Consider the following 13,349-nt stretch of genomic DNA (forward strand, 5'->3'; position numbering starts at 1 on the left):
ATGAAAAAGATAGTAATTGTATTGTCGGTCCTGGCGTGTACCATTGGGTTTTCCCATGCACAGCAGGCTGGGGAGACCGAAGGTCGGGGACTTAGTTTTCAGCCCGACTACCGATTCGAAGGATCTAGTCTCACCCGTTGGAGGAAATTTGGAACAGCCGACTGGCGGGCCGAAAGCGGTGAATTGATTGGAAAGCCCAGAGATACCTCAAGCGCAAGTTTATTGATACTGGACCAATCTTTCCAGGATGTGACCGTAAATACCTTGGTCAGGATGGTTGGCGATGGAGAAGCGGGGATACTTTTCAGGTTGGAAAAAGCCGATACGGGGTGGACCGGTGTTTTGGTCTCGTTGAAAAACGAGGAATCGGCAGCCTATGGTTTGGTGCTTGATCCAGAAGGAAAAGAATTAAGCCGTACACTTTTACGGCGTGCCGGGGGAATGATGCGGGTAGCGCCGCCGCCCGATCCCAACGCTTCAAATCCATCTAGCAACAACAGGAGACAACCCAGTCGGGGTGGGGACCGGATAGAACCGGTTTTGCCGATACCACGGCCCCAGACGGCTTTCCAAGTCAATGCGTGGAACCAAGTGGAATGTGTATTGGATATGAATATTTTGCGCGGGTTTATCAACGATGGCAATGGTCCGGGCGGGGCAGCGGACAGTGAATTTGGCGAGTACGGCCCCCTCGCTTTGTATGTGAAGGGCGACGCGGAAATACGATACAAAGACTTCAAATACAAAGATCTCGCAATTCGGAATACGCCAAAAGAAGCAACGTCGGCGCGTTATGAAGTGCAGCAGCTTAGCGATATGTATTATTCATTTAGCTCCGCGGCAGCAGATTTCAATCGGGATGGCATCATGGATATCGTCGCTGGTCCCCATATCTATTATGGTCCGGATTATACGTCCTATCGCGAGATTTTCCAAGGGGTGACGTACAATCCCTCCCAGCAATTTTCGGAAGTGAATTGCCAGTATGCCTATGATTTTAATGGCGATGGCTGGCCAGATGTGTTTTCTGCGGCCCCATTTGGCCGCTTGTACATCAATCCTAAAGGCGAGTCCCGGCGCTGGGAAATGCATGCTGTCATTCCGGGTAACATCAACTCAGAAGTGACAGTGTTTACGGATATCGATGGCGATGGTCGGCCCGAAATTGTATACGGAACCAGTGGCGACCGATTGCTTAACTATGCAAAATTTGATCCAGCAGATCCTACCCAGCCTTGGGAATCTTATCCGGTATCTGATACCGGATATTATACGGCACATGGCTTCGGTGTCGGCGATATCAACGGCGATGGCCGGCCGGACATTACCAATCCTAACGGATGGTGGGAGCAGCCCGCGCAGCTTGATACGAGTGCTCCTTGGGTATATCATCCCGTGGCTTTCGGGCGATACGGTCATCGGGGCGGCGGGATGGGAGGCAGTATTATGGCGGTATACGATGTAAATGGAGACGGATATAACGATGTGGTAACCAGTCTTAATGCACATGGATTCGGTTTGGCTTGGTACGAACAGCAGCGCAATGAACGCGGTGAAATCGCATTCAAGCGTCATATGATTATGGATGACTACTCAACAGCCAATGCCGGTGATGTCACATTTTCACAGTTGCATGGTACCACATTTGGGGACATCGATGGCGATGGCATCCCTGATTTTATCGCTGGGAAGCGGTATTGGTCGCACCTGGATACACACCTAGACCCCGACCCTAGCGGTGCCGCGGTACTGTATTGTTTCCGGACGGTCCGCGATATCAATGCGCCCGGTGGCGCACGCTTTGAACCGGAACTGGTGCATAATCGATCGGGTGCCGGATCTGATTTATTAGCGGTCGATTTGAACGGTGACGGTAAGTTGGAAATCGTTTCATCTACAAATCGGGGTACATTTATTTTTTGGAATAAAACTACTGATTAACAGTTATTTATGATAATAATACCTCGTGTATTAATCTTGTTAATCTTTTGTTAATTATTTGTTATAGTCCCATCTGTATCCTTGAAACGATTTAAAGAACGCGTTAAGCGAATTGTACAATTATAAATTTTCGGTTCCTGTTACGGTTTAATTTCTGATACCGGCTTGAAACTTTTCTGACATCATTATTTCTATATATGCTGTCGCGAATACCGTTTCGAAATTGGAAAGTAGCGAGAATGAATTTAAAACTAATCATGATGAAAACAATCAATAATGACCCACCACCACCGACGTAGTCTTACGTAAAAGCAAGACTTATCTGGGCAAATTATCGAAACAGGAATCATGCTCAGATACCACTTAATCAGCAATTATTTAACCAATTATCTTTTTTTTGGGATGAAAAAATTAACATACTTATTTTATTTATTGATCATGCTTGCTCCGCTGTATGGCCTTGCCCAAACGCGGACCATTCAAGGGCGAGTAACCGATGCCCAGACCGGTGAGGCACTGGCAGGTGTGAGTGTGGTAGCTAATACGGCCACGGGACGTCAACAAGCTACGTCCACCAATGACGAAGGTGCATACAACATCCAGGTATCCGGCGAAGCGACGACCCTGGTATTTGCTTACGTAGGCAAGACGACGCTGACCGAACAGATCGGCAACCGGACGTCTATATCCGTCCAATTGGAAGGCGACGCAGGCCAACTGGATGAAGTAATCGTTACCGGTTATTCCACAACGACAAAAGCAACACTGACCGGTGCCGTCTCATCCATCGGCGGCGACGACATGATCCGTACGAAAAACGAAAACGTGGTAAACATGCTGACCGGTAAAGTACCGGGCTTGCGTGTTCAACAGCGAAGCAGCGCGCCGGGTGATTACAGCACGCGTCTTGATATACGTGGGATGGGTGACCCGTTGGTGGTGGTGGATGGTATTCCCCGCGACAAAGATTATTTTTCACGGATGAGCGGTGATGAAATTGAGAGCGTATCGGTTTTGAAAGACGGCACGGCCGCGATCTATGGCTTGCGTGCCGCCAACGGGGTCATTTTGGTAACCACCAAAAGCGGCGGAGACATGGACGGAAAGGTAGATATTACGTTCAGCACCAACACTTCCCTGCAACAGTTTTTGAATGTTCCTGAAACAACCAATGCCATTGACTATTTTACGTTAAGAAACGAGAGAAACTGGCAGGATTTCGGGGGCAACTACATGGTGCGCCGCAATCCCCTTGTACCCGAGGAACAATTCCAACCTTACCTGGACGGCACGTTGACCTCCTACAACTGGATGGATAAGGTATTTAAGAAAACCACGCCGCAATCCCAGCATAACCTGAGTGTGAATGGAGGCAGCGACAAAATACAGTATTTCTTTAACCTCGGTTATTCAAAGCAATCCGGTTCTTATCGAAGCGACGATTACAATTCCGATCGTTGGAATATGCGCTCAAATATTGACGCACAGATTACCAAACGGTTGAAAGCCCGGGTATCCCTCGGCGGCATCATGCTCAACACTACGAAACCGAATGGTGTCGATTGGACGGCCTATAAGATGACGTGGTTGACTCGTCCAAATGCGCCTTTCTATGCGAACGACAACCCGCTGTATCCCAATGGCGATCCTCAGGTGCTGAACGAAAGTGTGAACCCGATGGTACAGACCGATGCCGATTACGTAGGGTACAACCTCAATAAGGATCGCCGGTTCAACGGAACGTTCCAGCTGGAATATCAGATCCCGGGAGTGGACGGCCTGTCAGCGAAAGGATCGTATGATTACGCGGTTAGTTTGCCCGATTACCATAACTACCACCGTACGTTCACCGTCTATCAGTATAATCGGGATAGCGATACCTATTCGCCCATTCAAAAAGGTACACCGGCCACGGTCACCCGGGGGGTGAACATTAACAATAACACGAACATGCAGTTAGGTTTGTTTTACAACAAATCCTTTGGCTTGCATAATTTTAATAACTTCCTGCTTTACGAAGAAACCTACAGCAACTGGGATAGCTTCAGCGCGTTCCGGGAGATGCACGTCGATTCGGAATACCTGTTTGCAGGAGCAGATGCCAATCAGCGTGCGCAGGGCGGCGGTGTGGGCGACCGTTCCAGCAAATCGATGGTGGGCCAGATCGATTATAACTATGCGGCTAAGTACATGTTCGCCTTTAAATTCCGGTACGATGGATCGTCCCGCTTCCCCGAAGGAAAGCGTTTCGGATTCTTCCCGTCGGTTTCAGGCGCTTGGCGAGTCAGCCAGGAGAATTTCATGAAAGACAATGTGGACTTCGTGAATGAATTGAAGATCCGCGCTTCGTACGGAGAGATGGGTGACGACAATGCGGCAGGAAACTATCCGCCGACACTGGGTTATAACCTTGACCCCAACGCGGTTGGATGGATGTTCGGTGGCGGCCTTCAAGGAGGCGTGACCACGCAACCCATCCCGAATCCCAATTTAACATGGTATCACATCAAATCGTATAATGTTGGCTTGGATGTAAGTTTCCTGCAGAACAAACTGAACGCTACGTTCGACGTGTTCCAGCGTGATCGTTCGGGGCTGCTGGCCACCAGCGGTGCAGTGATTCCGGCGACCGTAGGGGCCAATTTGCCACAGGAAAACCTCAATGGCGACCGAAACTACGGGTATGAGGTTTCGTTGGACTACCGCAGCCGGGTCAACGAATTTTATTACAACGTAGGCGGCCAGATTTCTGCCACCAGAATAAAAAGAACTGATTGGCTCGAAACGCCGGCCAACAATTCATATGACTATTGGCGGAACCGCACCGCAGGCCGTTACACCAATATCTGGTGGGGAACGGAATCGGGCGGCATGTTTACCAATTATGAGGACATCCGCAACTTCTCCGTCCCTCAGGGACAGGGCGCGTTGCCGGGCGACTGGTACCTGAACGACTGGAACGAAGACGGAGTCATTAACGATCAGGATAACCATCCCATCGCCTCCATCGGATTACCGGTATTCAACTACGGGATTTCCCTGGGTGCTTCGTGGCGGGGGATCGATCTTGCGCTCGATTTCCAGGGTGTACATGGTGTCTTCGTGAAGTATAACGAGCTGCTGGTTGAGGCGTTACCCTTCGGCGAACAAAATACGCTGTCGTTTTTCATGGACCGTTGGCGTCCGGTTGATCCGAACGCCGATTATTTTGACGCAAGCACAGAATGGATCCCCGGATTTTTCCCGGTTACCGGCCGCGATGGTCGCCGCACCGGAACGAACGGGATTCAGAGCGCAGCGTATATGCGGCTGAAAACCGCCGAATTGGGGTACACCTTGCCTGATCGTTGGGTATCGAAAGCAGGAGTAAAGAACCTGCGGATTTATTTCAGCGGATACAACCTGCTGACGTTCACGGGGCTTGATCACATGGATCCGGAACGTCCGGGTCAACGGATAAACAACGAACCCGGGGTGGGTGATGTTGACTTGTACAATTATCCGAACAATAAAACGTACACGTTTGGTGCAAGCATTAAATTCTAAAAATTATGAAGATGAAACCTACCATGTCAGCGCCTACTGACTAAAAAGGCGATGAAAATGCAGGTTCCATTAGGCCATTAAAATAAATTATTTTCTGATGAAAAAGAGATTGTTAGCATATATTGCACTGTTAGGTACGCTCGTTTTCTCCCAATGCCGGCAATTGGATTTGGAGCCGAAAGGGATCATGGGTGAGCCGGAACTTTTCGGGACCGAATACGGCGTAAAGATGTACTTCACCGGGCTTTACAATTGGCTGCCCATTGAAGATTTTCAGTATTACGCGAACGACGGCTACCGTAGAAACGACTGGGCTACGGAGAAAAACAGCCAGGGCGCCATGAGCGGCGAGTATTTCAATACTTGGATCAGTGTCGATAACGATGGGTTCGGCTACTGGCCGTACGACCGCATCCGCGAAGTGAATAACTTTATCCAAAGTTTCCCGAACTATAAAGACAAGTTCCCCGACGAGACGTTTAATAAGTTGTTGGGCGAAGCCCATTTCCTACGGGCTTATTTCTATTTCGGCATGGCGAAGCGTTACGGCGGGGTTCCGATCGTAACCGAAGTCCAGAATCCGCTGGCAGGTCCTGAGGTATTGAACGTGTCACGTAATACGGAGTACGATACATGGAAATTCATTCACGACGATCTGCAATTTGCAATTGATAACATGTCCGACGATACTAAGGAAACCGGCCGTGCCAATAAATACGTAGCCGCCGCCTTGATGTCTCGCGCGATGTTGTACGCCGGTTCCGTTGCAAAATATACCGAATCACTGGGATTTAAGGCCACTGAACTTGCTACCCAGCAAGGCTTGGCAGGCATGGAACCTTCACAGGCAAATGAGTTCTTCGAGTATGCGGTGGCAGCCGGGAAAGTGGTAGAAACGGGTCCTTTTTCCCTGTATAACAAACATGCAGACAAAGCAACCAATTTTGCCAGCCTGTTCCTTGACGCCAGTTCGCCGGAAACCATCTTTGTCAAAGAATACAATAGGAATTCGCCGCGTGGCAATGCGTTGCAGCATAATTACGACGCATTGATGTCTCCGGCACCCGATATGTCCTCCTTTGTCGGTGCAGAAAGCTTCGTGCCACTCGACTTCATGGAATTGTACGACATGCCGGCCTACACCAACCCGGACGGAACTCCCGTTCGCTTTGACAACCGCGGTGACATCCGCGATGGAATGGAACCCCGTGCACGCGGTACCATGTACTTAGACGGCGACGAGTTGCGGGGAAAAACGTTCAGTATCCAGCGCGGTATCTACCGGACATTCGACGGTGTTGCCACTGATATCCAACGCGGTGTGAATTCGGCACCGATCAACAGCAACGGCAACCGCATTTTGGGTGGTAAGGGCTGGACTACCGAAATCAACGGCGTGACCTATACCATCACCGGTGCACATGGGAATTTCGAGGATCAAGGCGGCGAGAATAATGCGTTCGGGTCGGCGTTTATCCGTAAATACATCAACCCCGACATGCCGACCGCTGATGTCCGGGACTGGAGGAGTGATCAATCTTGGGTGGTGTTCCGTTTGGGTGAGGTTTACCTGAATACCGCGGAGGCTTTGTATGAATTGGGTCAACGCGAGGAAGCCTTTGATTACATCGCGAAGATCCGCGAACGGGCAGGTGCCAAGGTGGTTCGCCCGGCCATTGACATGACAATGACGAACATCGGTTCCATCAACAAGGCCAACTACACGTATTCGCTTGAAAAATCGTTGCAGTTCATCCGCGACGAGCGTCAGCGCGAACTATATGCTGAAAATCACTGGTGGTGGGACATCCGCCGCTGGCGGACAGCCGACCAGATCCTGAACAATTTCCGGCAACGGCTATTGAGCTGTTATTATGTGGCCGATGAAGGGAAATACATTTACCTCGACGAAGATAACCGGTTTAACCGCCAATGGAATGCCTCCAAGAGTTGTTATTATGAACCGATTCCCTGGGGTGAAATTGGCAAGAACAATAACTTGCTGCCACAAAACCCACTTTATTAGTTAACGTGTTGATACAAGTATTATGAAGAAGTTAATCATCTATTCAATTTTAGGCGTAATGCTATTGTCGGTTACCTCGTGTTACAAGGCCGACAACTGGGACGCACCGAGTGTGCGTGTCCACGGGCGTGTGATTGATTCATACACCGGGGAAAACCTGCTTTCCTCGCAAAACGACTGGAGTATCCGTATCTGGGAACGAAGCTGGACAGCCTCGGAGCCGACCAATCAAAATTTGCCGGTGAAGCAGGATGGTTCCTATAACAACAGTAAACTGTTTGCTGGAACCTACGACATGCTTCCCTACGGCGGTCCGTTCTGGCCGGTTACGGATACCGTAAAAAACGTCGCCTTTAACGGAACTACGGAACAGGACTTTACGGTTACGCCGTATCTGCAACTGCTGGATTTTGAAACCCGTTTAGAAGGAACCAACCTTTTTATGAGTTGCCGCCTCAAGGCTCCTATTCGTACGGGATTGCCCAATCTGGTGGAAGTTAAGCCGTTCCTGAGCCTCACAACGTTTTGCGGTGCAGGTGCGAATAGTAACATCGACATTGGTGAGTATTCCAACAAACGGATACAAATCAACAAATCGTGGCAAGACGAGGTGGGTGATTCCGAAACCAGTAATGTGTATACCATCGGCCCATTGCCTGTAAAAGCGGGTTATACGTATTACGTCCGTTTGGGCGCGAATGTGAACGATGCCAACCGGAAATATAACTACACAGAAATTGTGCGGGTAGATGTTCCGTAAGGTAGCCTAATCATTTGACGGTTGTCTGGCACCGCTGCGTGCTGGACAACCGTTTTTTATGGTGCAACCCTGCCATCCAGAACGTTGGCCCGACTGCGTGACCCACTCCATGAAATAAGTTTACGTAAATTGTTATGACTACACATAATAGATTTTATGCTTTTGTCCTCCTAGGCTTTTCCCTGTTGTTGGCAGCCGCCTGCAAAAAAGGCGGCGGTACGGTTAGTAAGCCCGGCGATAAACCCGAAGAAGTCCCCGAAGCCGTATACGATGAAACGGGATGTTTATACACGTCATATACCGGATTGGTTATGGCTGGATACCAAGGCTGGTTTGCCGCAGAAGGTGATGGCTCAAACCGCGGATGGTATCATTACCAAGGCCCTAATAATACATTTAAACCCGGCATTACCAATATTGATTTCTGGCCGGATGTATCCGAATATGCAAAAACCTACAAATCCCCCTTCCAATATGCAGATGGCTCGGATGCATACCTGTACAGTCCATATGATGAAGCGAGTGTAGACCTCCACTTCAAATGGATGAAAGAATACGGATTAGACGGCGTGCATATGCAGCGGTTTGTGGGGGAGATTAAACCATCCAATGCCTCCGGGAAGCGGCACTTCAACCAGGTATTGGGCAATGCCTTGAAGGCGGCAAAGAAATACGAGCGGGCAATCAGTGTGATGTATGACCTAAGCGGTTCGAACGGCGAGGACGTTGCTTATTTGGAACAGGATTGGAACGAGTTGCAGGAAACGTTTAACTTGTTTGACAATATTGAACACCCCACATACCTGCGGCACAACGGCAAGCCACTGGTCACCATCTGGGGAGTCGGCTTTAGCGATGGTCGGCAATATTCGATTGCCGACGTAAGCCGGTTGGTCGACCGCCTGAAAGGCCCATCCAATAGGGTCTCCATTATGCTCGGTGTGCCTTATTTCTGGCGGGAACTGAAAAATGATGCCGAAAGTAACCCCGCACTGCATGAACTCATTAAAAATGCAGATATCATTATGCCATGGGGGGTGGGACGATACAATAACGATACCTATAACAGCACCGCCGCCACCCTGGTCGGAGATATGCTATGGTGTAAACAAAACGGGGTGGATTACGTGCCCTTGGTGTTTCCGGGGTTCACCTGGGGTAACATGCACAATGATCCGTCGAAGTACAATGAGATTCCGCGCTTGAAAGGGGATTTCCTATGGAGGCAGGTAGCAGGGGCTAAAGGTGCCGGGGCAGAATCCCTGTACGTGGCAATGTTCGATGAAATCGATGAAGGCACAGCGATTTTCAAATGTGCGCGCGAAAATGAGGTGCCGCTTAACGGTCATCTGCAATTCATGGGCATTGAACAAGGTTTGGAAACAGACCATTACCTTTGGCTTACCGGTCAGGCAGCTAACTGGTTTCATGGCGAGTCGGGTTATGGGGCTGCCAAGCCGGATCGATAAGTTGAGCCACTACTTTCCGAATACGTAACTAATATGATATATGATAACTGCTAAAACAATCAAGAACAAGACACGTACATTCCTCTCCTACACATGCATCGCTGCGGTATCGCTCGTCGGCATGCATGGAAACAGCAATGCCGAGGTGCCGGTCAGACAACCCGTAGATTACGTCAATCCGTATATGGGAAACATCAGCCATTTACTGGTACCTACTTATCCTACGGTTCACCTTCCCAATAGTTTCCTGCGCGTTTATCCAGAGCGGCATGATTATACCGGCGACCGATTACATGGGCTTCCGCTCATTGTCACCAGTCACCGGGGTAGTTCGGCTTTTAACTTAAGCCCTTTTCAAGGCGAGAACAAAGACATCCAACCGGTCGTCTCCTACAGCTACGACCAAGAGGTGATCAAGCCTTATGCTTACTCCGTTTACCTAGACGAACAACAGGTCGGCGTTGACTTTGCCCTCTCTCATCAATCAGCACTGTATGAATTGGCCTTCCATAAAAAAAACAATCCAGTGTCGATTATCATCAACTCCCGTAACGGGAAATTACGCTGGGATGGCAAGGCATTGTCCGGGTATCAGTCGCTCGCCAACCATACGAAAGTCTACATCTATTTGGAAACTGCGGAGGCCCCGGCTCAAGCCGTTGTGTTAAGGGACAACGCATTGGTAGACGGCAACGAAGCCGAAGGGCGGAATGCCGCTATGGTATTGCAATTCGCGGATGGTGTCCGTCAACTAGGTTTACGTTATGGTATTTCCTTCATTGATGAAGCCCAGGCGCGAGAAAATCTACGCCGGGAAATTAAGGACTACAATCTCGCTGCATTGAAGGAGACAGGACGCAAAGTGTGGAACGATGCATTGGGCAAAATCCAGGTTACAGGCGGTAGTCTCGATGATCAGACGGTCTTTTACACGTCACTATACCGCACGTTCGAACGGCCTGTAAACATTTCCGAAGATGGTCGTTACTTCAGTGCTTTTGACGGTAAAGTACATCACGATGAGGGTATTCCTTTTTTTACGGATGATTGGATTTGGGACGCTTACCGGGCACATCACCCGCTGAATGTACTGATTGATACAGAAAAGGAAGAGCACATCCTCCATTCGTTTGTGACGATGGCCGAACAGATGGAACACTTCTGGTTACCCACGTTTCCGGAGATTACGGGTGATAGCAGGCGGATGAATTCCAACCATGGGGTTGCAACGTTGCTGGATGCCTATGTTAAAGGGGTGAGAGGATTTGATCTGGAAAAAGCCTATCAGGCGGCAAAAGGAGCGATTACCGAAAAGACACTGGCTCCGTGGTCGGGTGCACCTGCAGGTGAGTTGGATCGGTTCTATAAAGAAAACGGATACATCCCCGCTTTGCGGGAAGGGGAGGAAGAGACGATTCCGGAGGTGAATGGTTTTGAGCGAAGACAACCTGTCGCTGTGACGCTGGGTACATCATATGACACCTGGTGCCTCGCTCAATTGGCGAAAGCATTGGGCAAAGACGACGAATATGAATATTTCCTCCAGCAATCCTTCAATTACCGAAATCTATTCCACCCGGAAACCCACTTTTTCCATCCCAAGGATGCAAAGGGGGAATTTATAGAACCCTTCGACTATGTGTTTTCCGGCGGGCAGGGAGCGCGGGGATATTACGGGGAAAATAATGCCTGGATTTACCGTTGGGACGTGCAGCACAATATTCCCGACCTGATTGCCCTCATGGGAGGCAAAGAAACATTCATCAAGAACCTGGATGATATGTTTAATCAACCATTGGGTAAGTCAAAGCAAGATTTCTACGCGCAGCTTCCGGATCATACCGGCAATGTTGGCCAGTTTTCGATGGCGAATGAGCCATCGTTGCACATTCCTTACCTCTACAACTATGCCGGTCAGCCATGGAAAACGCAGAAGCGTATCCGGACATTGCTTAAGCAATGGTTCCGCAATGACCTGATGGGTGTGCCGGGCGATGAAGATGGTGGGGGGATGTCAGCTTTTGTTGTTTTTTCGAAACTGGGTTTTTATCCAGTCACACCGGGAACACCGAGTTATTCGATTGGCAGTCCCGCATTTGAGCGGGCGATTATCCAACTTCCCAACGGGAAGGTGTTTGAAGTGATTGCAAATAACGTGTCCGAAACCAACAAATACATCCAGTCTGCCAAACTGAATGGACAACCGCTTCTCACACCGTGGGTTTCGCATGAGGCCGTGAGTCAGGGAGGAACACTGGAATTTGAAATGGGTGATAAGGCCAATACCTCTTGGGGAGTAGAAAAACCAAAAGGATAAAACAATGAACATGAACAGATCAATACGAATATCGGTCGTCGCTTTTCTGTTATTGCTATTGATGCAAGGCTATACGGTTACGGCAAAAGGCGACATCGATTCATCCTACCATTTCGACAATGGTGTCATATCCCGCCAGGTGTTGTCAAACTACCTAAGCAGAAGCATTACGCAAGCCGAGGTAATCGCCAGCGACGGCTGTTACAATGACGGGCCTTATCCAAATAAGGAGGACGATTTCCGCATGCTGAAAAACATCGGGGCGAAGTTTATTGGTCGGTCAATATATTCTTGGGGCAAGGAAAATTTTTTCCTTATGCCCTCATTTTGGGCCAATGCAAAGGCGGCAATCGATGACTACCACGCATATGACAGTACAGTGGTCTTCCAAGCTGCGATTTTCGAAATCGTGACTGAAAAAGTGGAAGATATACCGGTACCGGCATGGGTGTTTGAGGCATTCGGCCTGCCCGTCGAACAGCGGAATTTCGGCTACCAAGCGATGCTTAATAGCGAAGGACACAACGTGGATCACTGGCGTAAGGGGAGCAGTGTGCCCGATATTACCCAACGGGAGACCAGGTTGTTTTTCTATTACCTCGCCCGCAGGTATATGGAAATAGGCATCGAGGCCATCCATTTTGGGCAAGCGCAATTGATGGCGATGTCTGGCCGTGAAGCGGGTTTGGCAGCTTGGAATGAGTTGCTGGACAAGGTCCGCCTATCGGCGTTGACGGTAGCCCGCCGAGGCACGGTCATCTGTGACTCCCATTTGCCCAACGGGGGCATGGTCTTAAACGGCGAGTTGCTGTTTGACTACGTTTCGTTTCCGCTCCGTTTGAAAGAAGTCATTGAAGAACCGCAGAAAGTTGAACTGGAGATAGGGTACTACGACGGTATCTACCAGAAAACGGTGGGTGGGGTCGCACCTAGTGGCTGGACCTGCGAACGCAGTTTGTTCCTGGTAGAATTTGATAATTTCGGTATCAGCAAGCACCGGGATGAACCCAATTGGAAGGACCATTATGCATGGGGCTACGATGAAATCACCTGGTTTTCAAAACAACCCGAAGCTTATCGGAACGAATTCCTCCATTACGCCTACCAATGGGTGAAGAAAGCCGATCCTTACGGATTCTTACAGATGCCCGGCAGCCGCATCATCACCGGAGCCGAAACCAACCGATACCGCGCAAATACCCGGGGTCCCAATTGCCCAACGGGTAAAAGTCAGGAAAACACCATCAAAGAAATTTGGGAAAATTAGTAATCAATTAGTCAAATACCAGA

General features: G+C 49.5%; 7 protein-coding genes. All 7 read left to right on the forward strand.

From position 1 onward, the window contains the following. The 7 genes from IEV98_RS06850 (at nucleotide 1) to IEV98_RS06880 (ending at nucleotide 13,326) form a co-directional block, all read left to right on the forward strand. Nucleotides 1–1,941: an FG-GAP-like repeat-containing protein gene (locus tag IEV98_RS06850; protein ID WP_188505130.1), complete on the forward strand. Its 1,941-nt coding sequence runs from the start codon at nucleotides 1–3 to the stop codon at nucleotides 1,939–1,941. A 402-nt stretch (nucleotides 1,942–2,343) separates the two neighbouring features. Further along, the gene (locus tag IEV98_RS06855; protein WP_229738612.1) at nucleotides 2,344–5,487 is read left to right on the forward strand and encodes a SusC/RagA family TonB-linked outer membrane protein; all 3,144 of its coding nucleotides are present in this window, start codon (nucleotides 2,344–2,346) and stop codon (nucleotides 5,485–5,487) included. 97 nt (nucleotides 5,488–5,584) lie between these two features. Continuing rightward, on the forward strand, nucleotides 5,585–7,513 hold the full coding sequence (locus IEV98_RS06860; protein WP_188505132.1) for a RagB/SusD family nutrient uptake outer membrane protein: 1,929 nt from the start codon (nucleotides 5,585–5,587) through the stop codon (nucleotides 7,511–7,513). Nucleotides 7,514–7,535: 22 nt separating this feature from the next. After that, complete coding sequence (locus IEV98_RS06865) at nucleotides 7,536–8,273, forward strand: DUF3823 domain-containing protein (RefSeq protein WP_188505133.1); 738 nt, start codon at nucleotides 7,536–7,538, stop codon at nucleotides 8,271–8,273. A 134-nt stretch (nucleotides 8,274–8,407) separates the two neighbouring features. After that, on the forward strand, nucleotides 8,408–9,742 hold the full coding sequence (locus tag IEV98_RS06870) for a glycoside hydrolase family 99 protein (RefSeq protein ID WP_188505134.1): 1,335 nt from the start codon (nucleotides 8,408–8,410) through the stop codon (nucleotides 9,740–9,742). Nucleotides 9,743–9,782: 40 nt separating this feature from the next. Next, complete coding sequence (locus tag IEV98_RS06875; RefSeq protein ID WP_188505135.1) at nucleotides 9,783–12,059, forward strand: GH92 family glycosyl hydrolase; 2,277 nt, start codon at nucleotides 9,783–9,785, stop codon at nucleotides 12,057–12,059. Between the two features lie 10 nt (nucleotides 12,060–12,069). Further along, entirely contained in the window at nucleotides 12,070–13,326 is a 1,257-nt protein-coding gene (locus IEV98_RS06880; protein ID WP_229738613.1) for a hypothetical protein, read from the forward strand. The last annotated feature ends 23 nt before the right edge of the window (nucleotides 13,327–13,349 follow it).

It is taken from the genome of Parapedobacter pyrenivorans, assembly GCF_014636865.1.
Taxonomy (GTDB): Bacteria; Bacteroidota; Bacteroidia; order Sphingobacteriales; family Sphingobacteriaceae; genus Parapedobacter; species Parapedobacter pyrenivorans.